This window comes from Mesorhizobium sp. C264A (assembly GCF_040324515.1).
Lineage (GTDB): Bacteria > Pseudomonadota > Alphaproteobacteria > Rhizobiales > Rhizobiaceae > Mesorhizobium.
This window is the reverse complement of the sequence record NZ_JAMYVY010000002.1, coordinates 140467-162325: the sequence shown is the minus strand read 5'-3', so window position 1 is coordinate 162325 and position 21859 is coordinate 140467. Positions and strand designations below refer to the sequence as shown.

The 21859-nt window shown below is 59.4% G+C and carries 17 protein-coding genes and 8 pseudogenes; 8 read left to right on the top strand and 17 right to left on the bottom strand.

The annotated features are described in order from the left end of the window. Positions 1-14: 14 nt before the first annotated feature. The 9 genes and pseudogenes from NKL04_RS19890 to NKL04_RS19850 all read right to left on the bottom strand — a co-directional run. Entirely contained in the window at positions 15-800 is a 786-nt protein-coding gene (locus tag NKL04_RS19890) for an aspartate/glutamate racemase family protein (RefSeq protein WP_023703230.1), read from the bottom strand. Between the two features lie 879 nt (positions 801-1679). Beyond that, positions 1680-2486, bottom strand: a complete 807-nt coding sequence (locus NKL04_RS19885) for an SDR family NAD(P)-dependent oxidoreductase (protein WP_023703231.1) — start codon at positions 2484-2486, stop codon at positions 1680-1682. 116 nt (positions 2487-2602) lie between these two features. Continuing rightward, positions 2603-3367 carry an SDR family oxidoreductase gene (locus tag NKL04_RS19880; protein WP_023703232.1) on the bottom strand — a complete coding sequence of 255 codons (765 nt, stop codon included), beginning with the start codon at positions 3365-3367 and terminating at the stop codon, positions 2603-2605. Between the two features lie 522 nt (positions 3368-3889). Further along, a pseudogene (locus tag NKL04_RS19875) lies at positions 3890-4328 on the bottom strand (transposase); the annotation flags it as partial. 95 nt (positions 4329-4423) lie between these two features. Further along, positions 4424-5422: a D-alanine--D-alanine ligase family protein gene (locus NKL04_RS19870; RefSeq protein WP_023703234.1), complete on the bottom strand. Its 999-nt coding sequence runs from the start codon at positions 5420-5422 to the stop codon at positions 4424-4426. A gap of 218 nt (positions 5423-5640) precedes the next feature. Beyond that, on the bottom strand, positions 5641-5862 hold the full coding sequence (locus tag NKL04_RS19865) for a transposase family protein (protein ID WP_280938729.1): 222 nt from the start codon (positions 5860-5862) through the stop codon (positions 5641-5643). Positions 5863-6281: 419 nt separating this feature from the next. Continuing rightward, positions 6282-6497, bottom strand: a pseudogene (locus tag NKL04_RS19860) (IS21 family transposase); the annotation flags it as partial. Positions 6498-6514: 17 nt separating this feature from the next. Beyond that, positions 6515-6655, bottom strand: a pseudogene (locus tag NKL04_RS19855) (helix-turn-helix domain-containing protein); the annotation flags it as partial. A 235-nt stretch (positions 6656-6890) separates the two neighbouring features. Beyond that, positions 6891-7124, bottom strand: a pseudogene (locus NKL04_RS19850) (transposase domain-containing protein); the annotation flags it as partial. Between the two features lie 306 nt (positions 7125-7430). Between NKL04_RS19850 and NKL04_RS19845 the strand changes: the two are divergent. Continuing rightward, positions 7431-7610 (top strand): hypothetical protein, encoded by a 180-nt coding sequence (locus NKL04_RS19845; RefSeq protein WP_023703238.1) that lies wholly within the window; start codon positions 7431-7433, stop codon positions 7608-7610. Next, on the top strand, positions 7597-9669 hold the full coding sequence (locus NKL04_RS19840; protein WP_023703239.1) for a recombinase family protein: 2073 nt from the start codon (positions 7597-7599) through the stop codon (positions 9667-9669). Before NKL04_RS19845 ends, NKL04_RS19840 begins: the two co-directional genes overlap by 14 nt. On the opposite strand, the pseudogene tnpC reads toward NKL04_RS19840, so the two are convergent. From tnpC to tnpB (NKL04_RS19805), 7 genes and pseudogenes are all read right to left on the bottom strand, one after another. Beyond that, positions 9649-10656: pseudogene (tnpC, locus tag NKL04_RS19835) on the bottom strand (IS66 family transposase); the annotation flags it as partial. The gene NKL04_RS19840 and the pseudogene tnpC sit on opposite strands and share 21 nt — an antisense overlap. Positions 10657-10700: 44 nt before the next feature. Next, positions 10701-11528, bottom strand: a pseudogene (locus NKL04_RS19830) (tyrosine-type recombinase/integrase); the annotation flags it as partial. Beyond that, a complete protein-coding gene (locus NKL04_RS19825) occupies positions 11521-12471 on the bottom strand; it encodes a tyrosine-type recombinase/integrase (protein WP_023703241.1) in 951 nt (316 codons plus the stop codon). The gene NKL04_RS19825 and the pseudogene NKL04_RS19830, both read right to left, overlap by 8 nt. 112 nt (positions 12472-12583) lie before the next feature. Then, entirely contained in the window at positions 12584-13027 is a 444-nt protein-coding gene (locus tag NKL04_RS19820; protein WP_352724274.1) for a tyrosine-type recombinase/integrase, read from the bottom strand. Then, entirely contained in the window at positions 13024-13701 is a 678-nt protein-coding gene (locus NKL04_RS19815; RefSeq protein WP_050593622.1) for a site-specific integrase, read from the bottom strand. Before NKL04_RS19815 ends, NKL04_RS19820 begins: the two co-directional genes overlap by 4 nt. A 166-nt stretch (positions 13702-13867) precedes the next feature. Next, positions 13868-14440, bottom strand: a pseudogene (locus tag NKL04_RS19810) (transposase domain-containing protein); the annotation flags it as partial. A 69-nt stretch (positions 14441-14509) separates the two neighbouring features. Continuing rightward, positions 14510-14671 (bottom strand): IS66 family insertion sequence element accessory protein TnpB, encoded by a 162-nt coding sequence (gene tnpB, locus NKL04_RS19805; protein ID WP_280938730.1) that lies wholly within the window; start codon positions 14669-14671, stop codon positions 14510-14512. 38 nt (positions 14672-14709) lie between these two features. On the opposite strand from tnpB (NKL04_RS19805), the gene NKL04_RS19800 reads away from it, so the two are divergent. The 5 genes from NKL04_RS19800 to istB all read left to right on the top strand — a co-directional run bounded on the left by NKL04_RS19800 (position 14710) and on the right by istB (position 20397). Continuing rightward, positions 14710-15039 carry a DUF5372 family protein gene (locus tag NKL04_RS19800; protein WP_198029350.1) on the top strand — a complete coding sequence of 110 codons (330 nt, stop codon included), beginning with the start codon at positions 14710-14712 and terminating at the stop codon, positions 15037-15039. Positions 15040-15162: 123 nt separating this feature from the next. After that, on the top strand, positions 15163-15624 hold the full coding sequence (locus tag NKL04_RS19795; protein ID WP_023703246.1) for a helix-turn-helix domain-containing protein: 462 nt from the start codon (positions 15163-15165) through the stop codon (positions 15622-15624). Positions 15625-15910: 286 nt separating this feature from the next. Beyond that, positions 15911-17887: a recombinase family protein gene (locus NKL04_RS19790; RefSeq protein ID WP_023703248.1), complete on the top strand. Its 1977-nt coding sequence runs from the start codon at positions 15911-15913 to the stop codon at positions 17885-17887. Between the two features lie 163 nt (positions 17888-18050). Next, positions 18051-19604: an IS21 family transposase gene (gene istA / locus NKL04_RS19785; RefSeq protein ID WP_023699545.1), complete on the top strand. Its 1554-nt coding sequence runs from the start codon at positions 18051-18053 to the stop codon at positions 19602-19604. A 16-nt stretch (positions 19605-19620) separates the two neighbouring features. Continuing rightward, on the top strand, positions 19621-20397 hold the full coding sequence (istB, locus tag NKL04_RS19780) for an IS21-like element helper ATPase IstB (RefSeq protein ID WP_023699544.1): 777 nt from the start codon (positions 19621-19623) through the stop codon (positions 20395-20397). Between the two features lie 156 nt (positions 20398-20553). Here the strand turns inward: istB and tnpB (NKL04_RS19775) are convergent. After that, positions 20554-20763: pseudogene (gene tnpB / locus NKL04_RS19775) on the bottom strand (IS66 family insertion sequence element accessory protein TnpB); the annotation flags it as partial. A gap of 207 nt (positions 20764-20970) precedes the next feature. Between tnpB (NKL04_RS19775) and NKL04_RS19770 the strand changes: the two are divergent. Next, positions 20971-21852, top strand: coding sequence for a tyrosine-type recombinase/integrase (locus NKL04_RS19770; RefSeq protein WP_352724270.1), 882 nt, complete (start codon positions 20971-20973; stop codon positions 21850-21852). Positions 21853-21859: the final 7 nt, after the last annotated feature.

Genomic DNA, 21859 nt, shown 5'->3' with positions numbered 1-21859 from the left:
CGGGCCGTGTCGTTTCAGACGTGGCCATAGTGCTCGCGATGAACGACAACTGAAAAGGCGTAGTCGAGCAGCGTACTCCAGGAGAAAATAGGCAACCTGACTTCGCGCTGCACACAGCGCGCGAACGGCTGAAGTCCTGTGCAAACGAAAATCAATGCGCACAGGTCGGGGTTCTTGGAGACGAAGTCCTTACACGCACTAACGAACTCGGCTTCGGCGTGTTCGAAACTGGCCGTGGGAACCGAAGGCCACTTGTCTGCGCTCCACAAATTCTCGAATTCCGGGCACGAATAGTCCTCGGATACTCCCATGAACGCAAGGTTTGACGCCGGATCGATTCCGGCGCTGACGAGATGGTGCTCGGTCAGCCGCCCAGGGAAGGCGCACACAATCCCAACGCGTCTCGTACCTCCGCTCAGCCGCTGCGCGAGAGGTACCTGCAAAAGGCTCGACATAAATACAGGCACCGACACTTCGGCCGCCACCTCTTTTTGGAAATACCCAAAGTGAGCGCATTCAGCGGCGACGGCTCGACACCCCATACGTTCGAGTCGACGCGCAGCCTGCAGTATGGGTTCTAGGCAAGGGGATTTATCCGACTGAATTACAAGCCGATCGAAGTCGACACCTTCGACTACGTCGTATTGGACGGGGAATGGATACCCACTTGCATTCCGTACAGAGCCTGGAAAGCCAGGGTATATCTCATCGAACAGCATGATCCCCAAACCCATGCCGCAACCATATGTACCCGGTTGGGCGCGAATGACATCTATCCCAAAGTCGCGGTTTCCAGACATTTATATGACTCCCAAGCCGAGAATGTAATAGTCATTCTGAGTAGAATTAGCACGCCTTTCGTCGCCATTTCGGGCGACAAGCGACAGTAGCTCTGAACTAACCTTCGTCGGCCTATCCGACAGTTGAAACAGGCATACCTCATATTGCACGCTATAAATCGGTCCAGTGCTGTACTGGGGCAGAAGCCATAATCCATGAACACGACATGCAACGCATATTTCTCCATCAAGGCGCGGATGAATTGAAGGAGACACTGTCACTCGCGATAAGACTGTCGCCAAAACCCGTCGCTCTACGACAAGGAGCTTCAAGAGTCGTGCCAACTGCGGAGAAATATCCTTTGAAAGAGTTTTACGGCTGTTGTTCAATGGCTTGAATGTTCAAATATGACAGCGCAATCAAGTCACGCGGAACATGACCGTGTCTCAGATTCGACAAACCCGACAGTAAGTGTCGGCCGCTGGCCTCAACTGGGCGATGTTGTCCGAGGCCGCAGAGCCTTCCGAGCCGGCAATTAACTCGTTAACCCTAAGTTCAGTGTGGCTCCGCGGAAAAGAGATGTTGAGGATATTATGGCGGAGCTCGGAATGGCGTGGGTACGCTGCGGAAATCGAGCAAGCGTCAGAACGAGCCCCTCGCTTGCCAACCTGACGCGATCCGGTTTCCTTGCTGATGACCGATATGCTAATTGCGAACGGCTTTTTCTTTCACTTTCCTTTCATAGGACAGGAACCCTCGGATGCCCCCGGATCCTGAACCTCCTCCTCGCTGGGACGGCAACACGCGCCCTCATAGAGCGCTCGTGTTGCCGCCCCAAAATATGAGCAGTCCTATCACTGCGCGCTTGGGGCGGAAGGCAAACATCGAAGCATGCTGCATCAGCTCGCGGCATAGCCCCCATCGACATAAAGAATCTCGCCTGTTACGAACGATGCTGCTGGGCTCGCGAGGAAAATGTAAGGCCCAAAATACTCGGACAGATCGCCGCGGCGTCGCATCGGAGTGAGTTCCATTGCGCGGCGCTGATAAGGGGTATCGAGATTAGGATGCACTCCATCCATGAAGTTGTTGATGAACCCAGGTGCGACGGCGTTCACACGAATACCCTTATCAGCCCATTCTACCGCCATGGTACGCGTCAATTGATTGACGCCCCCCTTGCTCGCAGCATAGACAGCCAAGCCCGGTATGCCGAGGGAACTGGCGATCGAAGAAGTCATGATGATGCTGCCGCCGCCTTGTTCCAGCATTGCCTGGGCGGCAAACTTCGCACAATAATAATAGCCCCGCAGATTGGTATCGACGACCTCGTCCCATTCCGGCTCTTCATATGACTGCGCTGGCTTAATGATGTCGATACCTGCGTTGCAGACCATCACATCGATCTGCCCGAACCGGTCGACCGTGCCACCGATCAAAGCTTTGCAATCGTCGTGCGACCGCACATTAGCGCGGATAGCCGTCACGTCGATTCCTTGGCCCGCAAGTTCGGCCTCTGCTTCGGTCAGCTCTTCAACATTGTGCGAGGAAAGGACTATCTTCGCGCCCAATCGTCCAAAGCAGGCGGCGAGCGACTTCCCTAGACCGCGGCTCGAGCCTGAAATGCAGACCACCTTGCCATCGACTCCGAAGAGCTCTTGGTATCCTTCTGCACCAGTCGCATAATTATGAGCTGTATCTGACATAGAGATTACCCAATCCAGCTATGAATACACGCATGTGCGATTGAACGGCCGAGATCGATGACGGCTCTGTTTGCGTTGGCTTCGTTCATGCGATGGCTCCTAGTGCGATGAATGGTTCAGACGGTTGCACTCAGCCCACCATCGATGACGATCAGAGCGCCGCTGACATAGGCCGCGCGGGCGCTGGCCAAGAATGCAGCAACTGCTGCGAATTCCGAGGGATCGCCAAGGCGTCGGGCCGGGGTCCTATCCTCGAGCGCACGGATGGCTTCGGCGTGGTCGCCGAGGCGATTGGCTTCGTGAATCGCGGTGCTGTGTGCTCCAGGAGCAAGCACGTTTACCGTGATGCTCTCCCCCGACAATTCTTGTACGAGCGTGTGGCAGTAAGGCACTAGCCCTGCTCGTGCGACACCCGACAGCGCGAAATGTACCGGAGTCCGTACAATAGCCTCGGAAGCGAGCATCAATATTCGCCCCGCCGGCGAGCGCCGCAGATACGGCAAGGCAGCCGTAACCAGATTGATCGAAGGTAAAAGCACTCGGTCAAACGCATCGTCGAAATCCTTGGGCGTCATGGCCGAGGGCGGCCCGGCAGAAACGCCGCCGCAATTTGTCACCAAGATGTCGATACACCGAAAATGCACCGCTGTTTCCGCAACCCAAGCTGCTGCATCCACGCAGTCGGTTACATCGGTCGCGCGCGCCAGCACTTCGGCGCCTTTGCTGCGCAACCGATCCATTGCTCTTTCTAGCCGCCCCGGATCCCGCCCACAGATGGACAGGCGGCAGCCTTCGTTGACTAACTCCTCAGCCGTGGCCAAACCTAAGCCGCTTGAGGCGGCCGCGACCATTGCCACCTTGCCGTCAAGCCCTAGATCCATCTTTTACCCCCAATTGACATCGCCACGCTTCTTGACACCGTTGCAGTCAGCCAAGCATGTGCCGTGCCAAACGAAAAAATCGGCTCAAACAGTAGGATAGCCCTGCTGACAAAACTTCTGTTTTGCTCTTGCGTCGGATTTCTAACATTTGTGTCGCATGCATGCCGATACGCCTTCCGGTTCTGCAGACAGCGTTGGGTACGCAACTTTGGTTTTTGCCCCCAGGCGAATTAGTCATGTATAGTGTTGGCCGTCACGACGCACTGGGCTGCGTGCCGCCCGATCGCTCCAACGCTCGCCGCGCCAGCATCCCGAAACTGTCGAGCCATTCGAATACGCCAAGGGAGGTCTTCTGCGTCGCGTAACAACAGCATGGCTTTGGCGTTGGGCCCCTGCGGATCGCGTCTCTTGGAGTTCTCTTGTCTTATGACTTTCCAAGCCGTTTGGTCCAGTAAGAGATGCCCGATCCGGGGTGGCCACTCCGGATCGGGCGGAAGGGGATGGATCGAAGTTGTCTAGGTCGTTGAGGACGGCGCAGCCGATGGCGACTTCGGTCTGCTGAACGGGAAGCGACCGTGCCCGCAAACTCCGCCCCGATGATTGACTTGTATCGCCCTATGGCGGTCTCGACCAGCGAGCGTTGGCTGGAACCGTTGGAGTCCTGCCATTTCATCCGGCCGTCTCTGCTGATTGCGGCGATATGGTGGTCCCTTTGGTCTGAAGGGCGATCGTCGATCGGTTCGGCCGCGTTGACGCGAGGGGGGATGACGATGGCAACAGCCGCGCTGTGATTGAAGACTGCGTCCTAAGTTGGCTTTCCATCTTAGGCACCATCGGCAGCAAACTGTCCGATCGGAACGCCAATCTGGTCGAGTGGTGGCTTAACTTGAGAGACATCGCCAGTGTCCCGATTAGTCAGGGTATGGGCAATAATCTCGCCGCTGTCGGCATCCAGTGCAAGGCAGCCACGGCATAGTCTGCCGCTTCAAAGATCGCCAACCGCTCAATCCGGATCCATGCACCAACGCCGGTCTGCGCCTCTTTCGACGCGTGTGCCTAGGGGATGCCGAATCCGAAACACCTGGTGTGGGCGACATTAAGGATACGATTGATCAAGCTTGAGTAGCTGTATCCGGCGGTCATTGCGGCTGTGGGATAACTAGAATTATGCATACTGAGCCCCGCCGGCGAGTTCATCTCTAGGACAAACGGCTGGCCGGAGCGATCAATCCGGAAATCGACGCGGGCATAGTCCCGGCAATGGCAGGCCCGAAAGGTCGCAACCGAAATATCCCGTAACATCGTCTCAAGCCCGCTCTCGATTTGCGCCGGGCAAATCTTCGGCACCGCCGCGGCCGCAACGAATTTCGCGTCCCAATCCATAAGACGCGTTTCGCGGTCGCCGAAGTCGTACTCCACCATAGGCAGAACTTCGAGTTCCTCGTTTCCGAGAAGCGAAACCCAGATTTCCCGCCCCTCAATGTATTCTTCCACGAGCGCATCCTGCGCATACTGGGTGGCGATCACTTCCACGGCCTGTTTCAACTTAGAACGTTCATGTACGAGCTGCAATCCGACGCTGGCGCATTCGTGGCGCGGCTTGACTACTACTGGGAATTGCAGGTCGGCGGCACTCTCGGTGCCGCGACGCATGACGCGAAAGTTCGGTGTCGGCACGCCCTTATCGCGCATAAGCATTTTGGCAACGACTTTGTCGCACGTCAGCCCAATCCCGAGCGGGCTAGATCCAGTGTATGGAACACCGGCCATCTCAAGCATGGCAGCAACGTGGGTTTCGCGCTTTTCGCCCTGAATTCCCTCCGCCAAGTTGAAGACCATTCCCGAGGGGCGGTCGTGCGGACCAGGTGGCATGAATCGCTCGAGCGTGGCGAGTAGTCGTTTATCGCCTTCACATAATAGCGTCTCGTGGCCGCCCTGTTGAAGTGCTGCCACTACGTCTTCTGGCGTGCGGCGCTCCGGCGGCCACGGACAAGGCTGACCGAACCGGTTAATTACACCGTTAAAATCACTGTTCGTCACGATGGCTACTCGCATGAGCTACTCCTTTGATGTTTGCCTGCTGTCACGTTCATTCGCTCTGATTTTGATTGCTTATGGGATCAGCTCTCTGGACCCCGCGCACCGGTACGGCCGGCCAACCGACGAGCATGCAATCGGCGGGCCAACGAACGAGTACGAGGGCAAAACCATGTGTTTCGAGCCGATGCGGAATACTTGCGCGACAGTGTGTCAGGTTCCGAACACAGGCTCCTTCAATCGGAGACAGCTGAACACACAACAGAGGTCGGCGTTGTCACGTTGCTTGAAATGTGGCCGCGCGAGGCCGACACCGAAACGTGAAGCCGGATTTCGACAACCCGTCCCTGCCACGGCAGATCAGCCACCCGGCGCATGTAGTGGCTGTGGACGCGGCCGGTTCGGCAGCCGCAGGAGGGACAGCACGATTCTGTCGCCTTCGGCCGGGCTACAAGCACCACCGTGTCGGCCTGTGGGAGAATTTGGACAATCGAAAGCTCGGGCGAGACCAGCGAGCGGAAGGCATGGAGCACGGGCGAATCACCGGCGTCGACTGCGATTCCGACTCTATGGACTCATTCGCACCGCCCGTGACTCCCGGCACCTGCACCAAATATGCGGAAGAACCCCAGATTGTCGCGCTATAGTTCGACTGTTGAGGCGATCCAGGACTCCTGAATGCGATCGATAGTAAAAGGGCGGATGTAGTCCTTCTCCAGCATGATAATCTCCTAAGGAAACAACGAGAACACCATGCCATGAGCGCTCCGTTATGTTGCCACTAGTGCAACGATAATGTTCGCAAATGCGGGTTTTAAATCCGTTCGCCACATAATGGCGTTGGACACAAAACTGCGATTTTGTTCCCGGGAACAAAATCGGGAACCACGAGTCTGGGAACGCCGTGAAAAAACCGAAACATCCGGACATGCGAGCCAATCCAGTCGGGCAGCGTTTGCGTCCAGCTCGCCTCGGCAAAGGTGTAGCTGGAGGCACCCAGCACCGCCACGAAGATCTCTGCCTCGGGGATCTCGCCGGTCTTGCGATCGACAATCGGGATCTTCTTGCCGGAATAATCCACGAAGACCTTGTCAGATTACCATGAAGCCTGAGATGATGACGCCACTCGTAAAGTCGTTGACGACTGATGCCAACTTCATCTGCCAACTTGCTGACGGGTTCGCCCGCCTCCATGCGCCGGAGAAGCTCCAGTTTTTGATCTTCATCAATGACCCTTTGCCGTCCGGCCATGCCCTAGTTTCCTCTCCTTGCAGGGAAACTGTCCGCGATTTTCTGTGTCTCAGTCTAGGGGTGCACTCCACTGCTGTCCGCCATTTAGCGGAACGACTGTCCCGTTTTTGCGAGATACGCACACGGGCTCGCAGCCGATGCCAGCTCTCGCGAGACGGCTCCGCTCACGGCGCGCACAGAGGACGCGCATGGGTGCGCAGTCCTAAAACCGCTAGATCAGCAGTAAGCGGTGTTCTCAGGCCACGGCCTTGAGCTCGGGAGCCGGGATGTAAGCCCAAGGCAGCAGGTCGTCGATCTGGCTGTTGGGGTGGCCGTTGACGATCCTGGAGAGGACATCGGCGAGATAGCCGAGCGGTTCGACATCGTTGAGTTTGCAGGTTTCGATCAGCGAGGCGATGACTGCCCAGTGTTCGGCACCGCCGTCAGAGCCTGCGAAGAGCGCGTTCTTGCGGTTGAGCGCCATCACCCGTTCATTGTGCCCATGTCGGGGACGAACTGGAAGTTCATTATCGCTGGCATCCATATTTTGGCCGAAAGGTCAGCGTGCGGCGTGTGGAGCAGCGGGTAACTGGCCAGTTTCTCAAGGTGCAATGCCCATCGGGCATTGTCGTATCGATTCCAGGCTGGATGGTGGATTCGGTCGCTTGCGCGGGCATGACATTTGGCCCGCCACAGGTTGATCTCACGGCCTTGTCTGATCTGAAGAGGCTGGTCACGCCGGCCGCTGTTTCCACAAACTTCCCGAGCGAGAATGGAATCGCACGGGAGAAAGTCGATGAAACAGCACAACGTGCCTGCACCGACCTCGGGCAGGCAGATGAGCCTGATATTCGAACCCCACAGGCTGGAGGGGATGAACGAAGTGGAGCGGGCGAAGGCCTTGCTGACGCTCGCTCAAATCCTCATGCAGGCCGCCGGTCTGATCGTCGAGGAGCTCGATGATGACCAGCACTGATCTGATCCCAACTGCGCTCTTGAAGCGCAAGGCCGTCGTCTATGTACGCCAGTCGACGCAGTCCCAGGTCATGACCAACCTGGAGAGCCAGCGACGGCAATATGATCTGGTCGACATTGCGCGACAGCGCGGCTTCGCCGATATCGAAGTCATCGACGACGATCTCGGCCGATCAGCAAGCGGAACAGTGGCGCGCCCCGGCTTCGATCGGCTGGTTGCATGGTTGTGCGCGGGCAAGATCGGCGCCGTATTGTGCCTGGACGCATCGAGGCTCGCACGCAATGGGCGGGACTGGCATCATCTGCTCGAGTTGTGTGGACTTGTCGAAGCCCGAGTCATCGACCACGATGGCGTCTACAACCCCTGCCTGCCTAATGATCGTCTGCTCTTGGGCATGAAGGGAAGCATCAGCGAGTTCGAACTGGGCGTGCTGAAGGCACGGATGCTCGAGGCCGCCAGGTCGAAGGCGCGCCGGGGGGAGCTGCGCCTGGCGGTACCGTTCGGTTACATCTGGCATCGCGAAGCTGGGCTTGGGCTCGACCCAGATATACGGCTGCAGGAGGTAATCCGGTTCATCTTCGCGCGCTTCCGTGAACTCGGCAGCGCGCGCCAGGTATTGTTGTCGATGATAGCGGATCAGATCCACTTCCCTCGGCCTTCTGATGAGGGGCGCATGACCAGCTTCGTCTGGCTGCCGATCCGTTATCGCAATGTCATCGCCGTTCTCAAAAACCCATTTTACGCAGGTGTTTACGTCTACGGCAAAAGCGAAAAGCGAACCTCCATTGTCGACGGACGAGCGCGGCGAAGCTACGGGCATGGCAAGCCTGTCGGAACCTGGGAGGTGATGATCAAGGGTCATCACGAGGGTTATATCAGCTGGGATGAGTACGAGCGAAACCAGAAGCAGCTGGCACTCAACAACTACGGTCGCGCCGGCGGCGTAAAATCGGGCCGCGGCGGGAAAGCGCTGCTGTCGGGCATCATGACGTGTGCACGGTGCGGGCGGCGACTGAGCGTTGCCTATACCGGAAATCCGCAAAGTCGACCTGTCTATCGCTGCGACAAGCCAAACCTGATGATGGGCTTGCCCAGGTGCATGACCTTCGGCGGCCCACGGGTTGACGCGGCTGTTGCGCGTGAGCTGTTGCGAGCGGTAGAACCCTTGGCGATCGAGGCCGCGTTCGAGGCGGAGCGGATGCACCGGGAACGACAAGATGATCAACGCCAGATCCTCGATCTGGAACTTCAGCAGGCCCGTTACGAGGCCAATCTTGCTGAGCGCCGCTACGCTGCCTGTGATCCCGACAATCGCCTGATAGCTGCGCAGCTGGAGAAAAGCTGGGAGACGACGCTGCGCCGCTTGCGGGATCTTGAAACCCGCCAGCCTACTGGCAGGCCACCGGCCATTGAGGTCGATCCCAGTGCCTTCGCCAATATGGCAGAAAACCTGTCAGCAGCTTGGAATGGACCTGACGTGACGATGCGTGCGCGCCAGCAGCTGCTACGAACCTTGATCGCCGACATCATCGTCGATGTCGACGACGCGGTACGGGACGTCGTGCTCATGATCCATTGGCGGGGCGGCCAGCACTCAGAACTGCGGGTTCGCAAGCCTCGAGCTGGCGAGCACGGTTGCGCCACGACCGAAGACGCTTTGGCGGTGATGCGCAGCATGGCCGGTCGCTGGTCTGACGAGCATATCGCCGCCTCGCTCAATCGAATGGGATTACCCACCGGACAGGGAAAAACGTGGACGGCGCACCGCGTCTCTTCTGTTCGGCGCGTGCGTGGAATCCATGCCTATCGATCCGCTGAAAAAGACGGTGAATGGCTCACGATGACCGAAGCAGCAAAGGCTTTAGGCGTCACAAATCACGCGATACGGCGCCTTATCAAAACCGGCGTTCTTCCTGCTGCACAGGTTGTTCCTGGCGCACCCTATCAAATCCGTGCTGACGACTTGGCATCGGGGTCGATCAAAACGGCGGTGGCCCGAAAAGGTCGCCCGTGTCGCGTTGCCGACGTGGACACGCTTCCAATGTTTACAGATACTTGACGAGGGAGTGCATAATGACTCACGCATCGCGATCGGACGGATCGAGCGTTCGACGGTGTTGCTGTCGATCTCGATGCGGCCGTCGTCAAGGAAGCGCGAGAGGCCTTCCCAGCGCGAGAGCGTGTAGCGGATCGCCTCGGCGAGCTTTGTCTTCTGGCTGATCAGACCGAGTTTCTCGCGAAGCCAGGGCTCGAGATCGATGACGATGGCGCGGCTTTTGTCTTGACGCATCGCACGACGCTCGTTGGCCGATCGGCCACGGATGTCATCCTCGATCTTGTAGAGTTCGCCAATCCGTCTGAGCGCCTCGCTGGCGATCGGCGCTGGTCCGGACACGGCCAGTTCATAGAAGCGCCGGCGCACGTGTGCCCAGCAGAAGGCGAGCGTCACGCCGCTTTTGTCGGCCAGCACACGATAGCCGCCATAGCCGTCGACCTGAAGGATTCCGGTGAAGCCCGCGAGATGAGCGATCGGACGCTCGGCCTTTCGGTCCGGCGCATAGACATAGGCGACGCCCGGCGGGTCGCTCCCTTCCCATGGTCGGTCATCGCGGGCATAGGCCCAGAGTTGACCTGTCTTAGTCTTGCCGCGGCCGGGATCGAGCACTGGCGCGGTCGTCTCGTCGGCGAAGAGTTTTGGCGAGGACTTCAGCTTGCCAAGCAGCCGCTCGTGGACCGGACGCAGGTGCCAGGCGGCGCGGCCGACCCAATCGGCGAGCGTGGAGCGATCGAGATTGATTCCCTGCCGGGCGTAGATCTGCGCCTGGCGATAAGATGTTGCGCACGGAATTATGCTGCGGAGGCCCCGGTTCTCCCTGAGTTTCAGGCGATCCCAAGCAATCTCCGCAACATATTTTTCTAAGATCAAATTGCATTCAGGAACGCCATCACACCCTTGTCCTCCTTCCACGGCCTTTGTGGCTGCCATGCTGAGGCATCGCACAACGCCATCGCTTTCGCCTTCATCTCGATATCGATTTCGACGTAGATGTTGGTGGTCTCGAGGCTGACATGCCCGAGCCATGCGCGGATGGTGTTAAGATCGACACCCGCCTGCAACAGATGACAGGCGCTTGTGTGACGGATCACGTGCGGAGTGATCGCCCGTGCCGCAAGCGCTGGTACGTGTGCCGCACATCGCTCGACGAGCCGGTAGACCCCGAACCGGGTATAGCGCTTGCGATGGCGACTGAGGAAGACGGGATCACTGTTTGCACGTCCCTGAATGAGTTTGCCAAGCGTATCCTCTGTGCGTGGCCACAATGGACATTGACGGATTTTGCCGCCTTTGCCGTAAAGGGTGACAAGCGCATGGTTGTCGCCGTGCCGGCCGATCTGGAGACTGTCGATCTGCAATCTTGTTGCTTCCGAGACCCGGGCTCCGGTATTGTAGAGGAACAGCAATAAGGCATGGTCGGCTCGGCCGCGCAGCGTCCGGCGGTCGGGAACCGCTAGCAGGGCCTCCATCTCATCCCTGGTCATCCACGAGATCGGCTGCGGTGCAGCCTTCTTCGTCGCAATCGCGCGGATCTGTGCACACCAGGCAAGATGGGCCGGATCACGGCTGGCGACGAAGCGGGCGAAGGACCGGATCGCCGTCAGGCGTTGGTTGCGGGTCTGCACCGTACAGCCGCGGTCCTCTTCAAGATAGGCAAGGAACTGCAGCACGCGAGTTGGAGCGATATCTTCGACATCCAGACGGTCCGCTGGTTTGCGGACCTTGGCGCTGATAAATGGCAGCAGCAGCGTGAAGCTGTCACGGTAGCTCATTTGCGTGTTGCGGGCGAGCCGGCGCTCAGTAACGATGTAATCAGCCAGGAACCGCCGGAGCCAAGGGCCGAGAGTGCGGGGATCACGCATGGTCTCCTCCATTGACATAGCGGTCGAAGCAGACCGACGCTTCGTGTAGCACCTCCGGCGTCATGGACAGGTAGACGCTTGTACCGTCCAGGTTAGCGTGGCCGAGATAAGTCGAGAGCGCCGACAGCAGCCGTTGCACATCTGCACCCGCGCGGTACCACGACGTCAGCCGGTGCACGGCCGCGGTGTGCCTCAGGGCATGCAGACACGGGGCACGCCGGCCGTCATCCTTGCGATTGATTCCGGCGGCCTCGAGCAGCCGTCTAAATGCATGGTCGACATTGTGCTTCCTCACCTGTGTTCCGTCGCGGTTTGCAAGGAAGGCGGACGCCATCCCTTCGGGCAGCGGACGGTCCGAACGTCGTTCGGCATAACGCCTAAGGGCGTTGGCGAGCTGGGGAGCAACGGGAACGAGGCGGCTCTTGTAGAATTTGGTGTTCCTCACCGTCAGAATGGCTTCCGCAAGGTCGACATCCTTCATGGACAGATGGAGCGCCTCGCTGGTTCGCAGTCCAGCTCCGTACAGGATCAATAGCAGTATACGGAACGTCTCGGCATCGAACCGAATGCCGCGCTTGCGGCTGATACCAATCGCCCCGAAGAGGCGCTGCAATTCTTCGCGGGAGTAGATGTAAGATGGCGCCGATTGCCGCTTTCTCGGTTCTTCGTCCGCCGCCGGTAGCGGCGACAGGGCGGCATATCCGCGGCTGATCGCATAACGGTAAAATCCGGCGAGAGCAGCGTACTTGTTAGCACGCCAACGAGTGAGCGGACCGGTTCCGGCGAGGAATCTTCGCACCTCGCTTTCTGCAACACCATCGCAGCGAACATGCTCAGGGACGTTCTTGCAGAATTGGTACAATGTCTTTGCACTGGTGATAAATCGGGCACCATGGGCTCGACGCCATGCTACATAGTGGTCGATCGCGTCACGGAGGATCATAGCAGCCCCTCCAGATCAATCTCCGCAACCTCGCGAAGGGCGGCGAGCTGCACCTTGGCGTAGATCGCGGTAGCCGCGGTGCTTCGATGGCCGAGATAGTCGCCGACCGCTTTCATCGACAGACCTTGATCAAGCAGGTGCTGAGCGCAGCATGGCGTAACGCATGCGGTCCACGGCGTTTGCCTTTGATTCCGAGACGATCAAGACGGCTGCAAACAATCCACTTTATTACCCCCCGGTTAAGCGGCTTAATCGGGACCTTCATCGTCAGGAACAGGCTCCGATTGATGTGCTTGGGGCGGACCTCGCGCAGGTAACGCAGAACTGTTTGCCCCACGCCTGCTGAAAGCGGATAGAGATGCGTACGTCCGGGCTTGGGGCAGCGCACCCGCAGCATCTCCTGCTCCCAGTCCAAATCGCCGAGCTGAAGGCCGCTGACCTCGCCGGCGCGTAGACCATAGGTGATCAGCAGCGTCAGGATAGCCCGGTCTCGTATGTCGCGAGGACGGTCTCCTTCAGTAGTCGCGAGCAGGCGAATGACTTCATCCCGACTCAATCCTTTCGGAACCGTTCGCCTGGGTAGCGTCGCGGCGGCATGATCCCGTCGGCCAGTCCCGGCCTGCACCATCTCTGCTGCTCGGCGAACCGGACAAATCTACGAAGTTGTCGCGCATAGAGATGGATCGTTGATCGACTGAAGGCGTGCGCGTGACATCGTGCGATAAACTGATCGAAGATGGTGATGCCGACCGAAGCTAGATCGACACCTCTCTCGTCCAACCAGACGAAAAAGAAATCGACAGTCCGGCGACAACCTTCGATGGTGGCAGCCGCCCATCCGTATTCGGAAGACATACGCGTCGCAAAGATAGTAACCTCTCGCGTATGGGAGTGGCGCGCCACCTCGGGCTCCCCCAGCCAACCGATAAAGCGCATCCATCGCTCAGCGTGACCGTCGAATTGACGCCTCGATAGAGGGCGCGACTTGCGTTCGGCAGGTAATGACCATCGCCGGAAACTGCTCTCAATCCTGAGCAAGTTCGAACTGTCATTGTCGTGCAAATCCAGAATCCGCACCAGGTCCAGCTGGTAGGCGGCGATTTTGCACAATGTCTCAAGCTTGATGCCGATTTGCTCGCAATGAGAAAGATATAGAAGCCGCTCCTTGAGCAACGGAGCGGCACGATATCGTGCGATCGCAGACGGCCGGCTAAACAGAACCTCAAACATAATCCAGGTCTCCTTGCTATTGGCGCCTGGATCATGGCATCGATTGTGCTTCAAAAAATTATGTTGCGGAGATTGCTTGGGATCGCCTGAAACTCAGGGAGAACCGGGGCCTCCGCAGCATAATTCCGTGCGCAACATCTTATCGTGTATGTTGATGTCAACATACCCGGTAGAGCGGCAGATGATCGGCATATTTGGACACCAGCACCTGCGCGACGGTGGTCTCAGTCGGCAGGCCGCCTTCGATCAGCCGCGCGGGCGCCGGAGCCTGCACGACAACGTCCTCGCAGGCGCGGCAGGCATATTTGGGCCGGCGCACCACGATCACGCGCAGCTGCGCCGGAACGATGTCGAGCCGCTCGCTCACGTCCTCGCCGATCCGGTGCAGGCCATTGCGACAGCACGGGCAGGCATGGTCCTCGATGTCGACGACCATCTCCGTGCGCGGCAGGTGGGGTGGCAACGCACCGCGATTCGCCCGGCGCTTGGCGACACGCGCCTGACGTTCGCCAGGATCGGGCTGTTCCTTCTCTTCCTCGCCGGCGGCCTCGATCTGCTCGGCCTCTTCGAGCCCCAGCAGCAACTGATCCTCGGGAAGCGTCTCCGCACGACGGCCGAAGCGATGACGCTGCAATTCCTTGATGATCTGGATCAGGCGGGCATTCTCGACGTCGCGCGCCAGGACCATCGCCTTCAGCGCGTCCGGATCGTCGGGAAGCTGGTCAGCCGTCATCGCCATGGCCGGATCAGACCATATTCGTCAACGCCGGGCGACAGTGGAATCCAGGCTGATTCACTTGGTCGCGGATCAGCCTGCCTGCGCCGGAACGCGGGTCCGGCGCGCCTCGTGGACCCGCCGCCAGTCCAGGCCTTCGAGTAGCGCCGACAGTTGCGCGGCCGTCAGCCGCATCATGCCGTCATGCACTTTCGGCCAGCGGAACTCCCCATCCTCCAAACGCTTGTACCTTATCTGAGAATGCAGCCTCAGCCAGCGCAGGTCAGCAGCTAGTGCTGGTTACACATCAGTTTCATCCCCTTTTCGGACGGCAGCTGCCCTGCGTTGGTAAGCGAGGTAACTTGCAGGGCGAACGCTTGCTGTTGCAGACCGACGATGGCGCCATATGGCCGCTTCCCCCTCAATGGACTGATCTTGTGAGCATTGATCCAGAAGTTGTCGCGAGCAACGGGCGCGCGCTCTTTCTGGTTTCGAACTTGATGGAACTGGCCAGCATGGTGGAACACCTTTGTGGCAGATCGACCGCGCGATCGCGAGCGGAGTGTAAGGATAATTATGCCGCTACTGTAAACGAGATTATGCCGCAGGAGGGCTCAGAATGAGCGATGTGTCCCATATTTTCCGGCAATTATCGTCGATTCGATGTGGGGGCATCCTTGATATAAACGAGAACTGCGGTATAAATGTATTTACACATATACTCGATCTCACACTCGGAGCCCGCAATGCCTGCGAAGTACGGCGGCAAGCGATCAAAGATCGATACCCTCATCAACGAGGGCACCTTCAATCCAAACCCCGAGAAGGTGCGCGATCCGAAGTTCCGCGGCAGCGAGTTCTTCGATCCGCACGACGCGGTGCAGGTCAAATACGAGATGCTGCGTCGTGTCTCCATCGACAACGTCTCGGTAACGGACGCTTCCGACGAGTATGGTGTCTCAAGGCCAACCTACTACCAGGCCAAGGCAAACTTCGACACGACGGGGATTGCCGGACTGGTGCCGGCAAAGCCGGGTCCCCGCGGTCCCCACAAGGTCGACGACGAAGTCCTGGCATTTCTGCAGGCGCGGCTGGCCCCGGGCGAACCCGTTCGTGCGCGCGAACTCGCCAAACTGGTCCGCAACGAATTCGATATTGCACTTCATCCCAGGACGATCGAGCGGGTGTTAAAAAAAACGATCCGGTAGACGTTGCCACGGCATCGGCATGTTCATCGCCGGCCATCACGCAGCTGTACGAAGTGCTGCGCAGCGCGGCTCTCGGCGAAGCTCTGCCGCTCAAAGCCCGTAGCGGCCTCATGCTTTTTCTGCGCCGTGGCATGTGGGGATGGGCCCGCGCCCTGCCTGCAGCGGCAAGTCCTGATCAAGAGCAGATTTACCTGTCATTGGTCACCCGACCGGCGCACGGCGAACTCAGCGCCGTCGTTCATGTCCTGGCGACCATCGCCATGAGCATCCACCAACGGAGAGCACCATGAATGTACACCTCAAAGTCCAGTCTCATCACCTCGAACGCAGCGCCTACCTCTACATCCGCCAATCTTCGATGCGGCAAGTCATCGACAATACCGAGAGCGCCATGCGGCAATATGCGCTGCGCGGGCGCGCCATCGCCCTTGGTTGGCGAGAAGAGCAGATCATCGTCATCGATAACGATCAGGGTGAATCCGGCGCATCGGCGGTCTGGCGTGAAGGATTTCAGCGGCTGGTCAGCGACGTCGGCATGGGGCGCGCCGGGATTGTCATGGGCCTGGAGGTCTCCCGTCTGGCGCGCAACAATGCCGACTGGCAGCGTTTGCTGGAGATCTGCGCTCTCGCCGACACTCTCATCCTCGATGAAGACGGGATTTACGACCCGGCGGGATTCAATAATAGGCTTCTGCTCGGCCTGAAGGGAACAATGAGTGAGGCCGAACTGCATGTGATCAAGGCAAGACTGCGCGGCGGCATCCTCAACAAGGCGCGCCGCGGCGAGTTTCGTTGCCCACTGCCAACCGGCATGGTCTACGATCATTCCGGCAATGTGACGCTTGATCCAGACATGCAAGTCAGAGAGACGATCGCCCATTTCTTCGAGACGTTCTCTCGCGTCGGATCCGCCTCCCAGACCGTCAAGGCCTTTCGTCAGGAAGGCATTCTCTTTCCCTCCCGCCTGCACGACAGCCAGACGGTTTTCCGGCCACTGACGCCTTCGACGGCGATGCGCGTGCTGCACAATCCACGTTACGCCGGAGCCTATGCTTATGGCCGCCGTCGCTATCGACGAACCATTGATGGCAAAAAGCTCGTGCGTGAACAAGCTAGTGACGATTGGACGGCGTGTATTCCAGATGCCCATCCCGGCTATATCAATTGGGAGCAGCATCAGGAGAATCTGAGGATTCTAAAGTCGAACATCTGCCATAAATGGAACGCGGCGGTCGCATCACCTCCGCGGGAGGGCTCGGCGCTGCTGCAGGGGCGGGTCGTGTGTGGGCAGTGCGGCAGGCATTTTCACATGCGCTATGCTGCCCGGCGTGGCCGGCAGGAAGCCTGGTACGTTTGTGATCGCGCCCGTAGCAATCGCGGTGAACCCTTGTGCCAGGCGATCGCTGCACCTCCCGTCGACGAAGCCATCGGCATGCTGATCGCCGAGCAGATGACCCCGGCGGCCATCGAACTGGCGATTGAAGTCCGCAAGGAGATCGAAGCGCGACATGAAGAAGCGGACCGGCTGCGCTGTCGCGCGATCGAGCGTGCCCAAACGGAAGCCGATCTCGCCCAGCGCCGTTTCATGCTCGTCGATCCCAATAACCGCCTCGTCGCCGACACGCTCGAAGGCGAATGGAACGGGAAGCTCCGCATCTTGGCTAACGCCCGCGAAGAGCGCGAGCGCGGCCGGGAGCACGATCAATTCATCCTCGATAAGGCCGTCCACGAGCGGTTGGTCGCAATGACGGCGGACTTCAAAAAGCTCTGGACCAATCCAGAGACTCCGAACCGCGAGCGAAAGCGCCTGCTTGCCCACATCATTGAGGACGTCACCCTCCTCAAACTACCCAAGAGAGGCACAACCAAGGCTCATATTCGCTTCAAGGGCGGCCAAACGCAGACGCTCGTCACCATCAGCCCAAAATCGCCCAGCCAGCAGATCAAGACGAACCCCGACATCATCGAATTGATCGACAAACTCCTCGATAATCATATTTTTTCCGAGATCGCAGAGATTCTCAATAATCAGGGATATCGTCCAGGTTCCGTGGCGCGCCGTGACCAGCGCAATGCTCGCTTCACAACCAAACGCGTCACCTATCTCGTTCGCGAGTACAAGCTGAGATCACGCTATGACCGCCTCCGGGATCGTGGGATGTTGACAAAAAAAGAGGCGGCCGCACACCTCAATATCCATGAGCATACCCTCGCCAGATGGGCTGAACACGGCCTCGTCACCAGCCATGCCTGCGTGTTTTAGAAATTCGCGGACACCCATTCCGCTAATTCGCGGACAGCGATTTCAGTAATTACGGGACAGTGATTCCGCTAATTCCCGGACAGTTTTTGGGGCGGATATAACGGTCGGTTCTCGGGAGCGCCGTTCTGGCATTTTGCCCTCTCATCATCGGTTGAGAGGGGCCATGCCAAGACGGAAGCAAGCGAGACGAACGACAGTGAAAGACCAACGATCGATCCTGCGCCTGACGCATGAGCAGGGCCTCTCGGTGCGTGCGGTGTCGGAACGGCTGAAGATCAGCAAGACTTCGGTTTCGACCTATCTGTTGCGGGCGCGTGAGGCTGGCATCTCAGGCTGGCCGCTGCCGCCGGGCTATGACAATGACGCATTGGTCGAGCGGCTTCTGTTTCGCCGGGTTGGCCGTCCGCCGCAGGATCTGGACGAGCCCGATTGGGCGATGATCTCGCGCGAGCTGAAGCGCAAGGGCGTAACGCTGACGCTTCTGTGGCAGGAATACCGCGCGGCGCACCCCGATGGTTATGGCTACACCTGGTTTTGCGACCGGTTCGGCGCTTTCCAGCGCCGGTCGAGCGCGACGTTCCGCAATCGCCACGAGGCGGGCGCGGTGATGCAGACCGACTATGCGGGCCACACCGTGCCCGTCGTCGATCCCGATACTGGCGTCATCTGCCAGGCTCAGATCTTCGTTGCGGTGTTGGGCGCGTCGTCCTTCACCTTCGCCCATGCCAGCTTCAGCCAGAAACTGCCGGACTGGATCGAGGGCCAGTGCCGGGCACTTACCTTCTTCGGCGGGGTAACTAAGGCGATCGTCTGCGACAATCTGAAGGCCGGCGTCGCCAAGGCGCTGTGGTTCGAGCCGACGCTCAACCAGACCTTCGCCGCCATGGCCGAACATTACGACACGACGATCCTGCCGACCCGCAGCCGCAAGCCGCGCGACAAGGGCAAGGTCGAGGGCGCGGTGCTGATCGTCGAGCGTTGGGTCCTGGCCCGGCTGCGCAACCGGCGCTTCTTCAGTCTCGGCGATCTCAACGCCGCAATCGCGGTGTTGCTGGAGGATCTGAACAACCGCCCCATGCGCCACGTCGGCAAAAGCCGCCGGGAGCTGTTCGAGGAGATCGAACGAACGGCCCTGTCGCCATTGCCGCCGGCGCCGTTCGAATATGCGGAGTGGAAATCGGCGAAGGTCCATCCCGACTACCATGTCGAGATCGACAGGACCTTCTACTCGGTACCGCACGCGCTGATCGGGCGGCGCGTGGATGTGCGGCTCACTCACCGGGTGGTCGAGCTCTTCCATGATCACAAGCGCGTCGCCAGCCATGTCCGCCGCTCGCAGCGCTGCGGCCATGTCACCGTCAACGAGCACATGCCCAAGGCGCACCAGCGCTATGCCAACACAACGCCGGCGAACCTGATCCGGCAGGCAGCCGGGATCGGCGCCAACACCGCCATCCTGGTCGAGCGGATGATGCGCGACCGTCCCCATCCCGAGCAGGGATACCGCTCCGCGTTTGGCATCCTCTCGCTGGCCCGTCGCTACGAGCGGGATCGGCTCGAGGCAGCCTGCGCGCGGGCACTGACCATCAATGCGATCACCTACTCCTCCGTCAAAGCCATCCTCAAATCCGGCCTCGACCGTGTGCCGCCCGCGGCCGAGCCGGTCAAGCCCACGCCATCGCACACCAACATCCGCGGCGGCTCCTATTATCAATGAAGGAAGGAAACCAACCATGCTGACACATCCAACCCTCGACCAGATGCAGGCTCTCGGCCTTGGCGGAATGGCCGCCGCCTATCGGGACCTGGCCGACCAGAGCAACGCCGACGATCTCAGTCGCGACGAGTGGCTTGGCCTGATGCTCGATCGTGAAGCCGCCATGCGTGCCGACAAGCGTCTGACCAACCGTCTCGCCGTTGCCAGGCTGCGCTTTGTCGACGCCTGCATCGAGAACATCGACTTCGCCGCGCATCGTGGGCTCGACCGGCGCAATACGCTGTCGCTGGCCCAGGGCGCCTGGCTGAAGGCGCATGAGAACCTCATCATCACCGGGCAGACCGGCACCGGAAAGACCTGGCTGGCCTGCGCCTTCGGACGTCAGGCCGCCCGGCTCGACCATTCCGTGCTCTACCTGCGCATGCCGCGTCTGTTCGAGGATCTCGCCCTGGCGCGTCTCGACGGCCGCTTTCCCCGTCTCATCGACAAACTGGCTCGGGTGCAACTGCTCATCTTTGACGACTGGGGCACCCACAGCCTAACCGACCAGCAGCGTCTCGATCTGCTGGAAATCTTCGAGGAGCGCTATCGCCGGAAATCGACGCTGATCACCGCGCAACTGCCGATCGCCCAGTGGCACGCCATGATCGGCGAGCCGACAATCGCCGACGCCATTCTCGACCGGATCATCCACAACGCCCATCGCCTCACCCTCGAAGGCGACAGCATGAGAAAGCAAAAAACACCGCCGCTCTTGACCGGCGCCGAAAACGGCGAAATCAATCGCAAATGAGTTCAACCAGGCAACCGAGGGCTGACCCCATCCTGCTGTCCGCGAGTTAGTGAAACTGCTGTCCGCGATTTAGCGGAACGACTGTCCCGTTTTTGCGAAATACGCAGCCATGCCTACAACGGACACTACTACCTGTACGAGCTTCCCACGGCAGACCTACCGCAAAAGCAATGCAGCCGCTGGAACCAACTCGTTGATCGCGTCGCCGCGCGTAACCAGTACGAAAGCCAAGCCAAAACCTTCAACTGAAGCCAGAAGAGAGATGCAGTATGAATTCAAATCGTTGGCATAGAGGCAGACGCCGGTGCCGTCCCAGAAGATCAGCTTGATCCGGTCGGTGCGCTTGGCCCGGAAGACGTAGACCGCGCCGCTATGCGGTTATGTGGCGCGCCACATAACATACTAGGACTAACCCGCTCCGCGAATGCGGAGCGGCAAGGAAGGTGTGTGCCGCCGGCGTGGTGTTGATCGCGTCGTCTGTCGCGCTGGTCATGTGTCCACAACAAGCTCCGACTGCGTCAGCATGGGAGTGGCTGCTTGCAGCCCATTCCATCGGACAAGGAGGAGTTTGTCATGACCCAACTTCGCCAGCGCATGAGCGAGGACATGCAGGTGCGCAACTTCGCGCTCAACACCCAGCTGTCGTATCTACAACAGGTGTCGCTGTTCGCTCGCTACTTCTGTAAGTCACCGGACTTGCTCGGGCGCGAGGACATTCGGACTTATCAGGTATATCTGGTCAACGAGAAGAAGCTGGCGCCCGGCTCGATCCACACCGCCATTGCGGCGCTGCGCTTTCTCTACACTGTGACGCTCGATCGGGACTGGGCGCCTGAAGAGGTCCTGCCGTTACCCAAGAAGCCGCAGAGGCTGCCGATCGTCCTCAGTCCCGAGGAAGTTCAGCGGTTCCTCGGTTGCGTCCTCGACGTCAAACACCACGCCATCCTGACCACTTGCTATGCCGCCGGCTTGCGTATTTCAGAAGCGGTGCAGCTGAAGCCCACGAACATCGACAGCCAGAGAATGGTCATCCGCATCGAGCAGGGCAAAGGCCAGAAGGACCGCTATGTGATGCTGTCGCCCAAGCTGCTGGAGATCCTGCGTGACTATTGGAAGATGCGGCGGCCAAAGGAGTGGCTTTTCCCCGGCGATCGCCCCGGCCAGCCAATCACACGGGACGCCGTAGGAGATGCCTGCAAGAAGGCGCATCAACGCGCCGGATTGTCCAAACCGGTCACGCCACACAGTTTGAGACACGCCTTCGCCGTCCATCTGCTGGAGGCCGGTGCCGACGTGCGCACCATTCAACTGCTGCTCGGTCACCGCAGCCTCGCGACCACCGCCCATTACCTGCGGATTGCCACCAACAAGGTGTGCGCCACGTCGAGCCCCTTCGAGCTCCTGCCGCGTCCGGCGCCCACCCCGCCGCCGCCCGCCAAGCCGCAGTACTTCTGAGCGGCGC

Excerpts from the sequence above, each read along its gene's own strand:
- NKL04_RS19890 (WP_023703230.1), bottom strand. The coding sequence starts at position 800 with ATGTCTGGAAACCGCGACTTTGGGATAGATGTCATTCGCGCCCAACCG.
- NKL04_RS19885 (WP_023703231.1), bottom strand. The coding sequence starts at position 2,486 with ATGTCAGATACAGCTCATAATTATGCGACTGGTGCAGAAGGATACCAA.
- NKL04_RS19880 (WP_023703232.1), bottom strand. The coding sequence starts at position 3,367 with ATGGATCTAGGGCTTGACGGCAAGGTGGCAATGGTCGCGGCCGCCTCA.
- NKL04_RS19870 (WP_023703234.1), bottom strand. The coding sequence starts at position 5,422 with ATGCGAGTAGCCATCGTGACGAACAGTGATTTTAACGGTGTAATTAAC.
- NKL04_RS19845 (WP_023703238.1), top strand. The coding sequence starts at position 7,431 with ATGAAACAGCACAACGTGCCTGCACCGACCTCGGGCAGGCAGATGAGC.
- NKL04_RS19840 (WP_023703239.1), top strand. The coding sequence starts at position 7,597 with ATGACCAGCACTGATCTGATCCCAACTGCGCTCTTGAAGCGCAAGGCC.
- NKL04_RS19825 (WP_023703241.1), bottom strand. The coding sequence starts at position 12,471 with ATGATCCTCCGTGACGCGATCGACCACTATGTAGCATGGCGTCGAGCC.
- NKL04_RS19815 (WP_050593622.1), bottom strand. The coding sequence starts at position 13,701 with ATGTTTGAGGTTCTGTTTAGCCGGCCGTCTGCGATCGCACGATATCGT.
- NKL04_RS19795 (WP_023703246.1), top strand. The coding sequence starts at position 15,163 with ATGCCTGCGAAGTACGGCGGCAAGCGATCAAAGATCGATACCCTCATC.
- NKL04_RS19790 (WP_023703248.1), top strand. The coding sequence starts at position 15,911 with ATGAATGTACACCTCAAAGTCCAGTCTCATCACCTCGAACGCAGCGCC.
- istA (WP_023699545.1), top strand. The coding sequence starts at position 18,051 with ATGCCAAGACGGAAGCAAGCGAGACGAACGACAGTGAAAGACCAACGA.
- istB (WP_023699544.1), top strand. The coding sequence starts at position 19,621 with ATGCTGACACATCCAACCCTCGACCAGATGCAGGCTCTCGGCCTTGGC.
- NKL04_RS19770 (WP_352724270.1), top strand. The coding sequence starts at position 20,971 with ATGACCCAACTTCGCCAGCGCATGAGCGAGGACATGCAGGTGCGCAAC.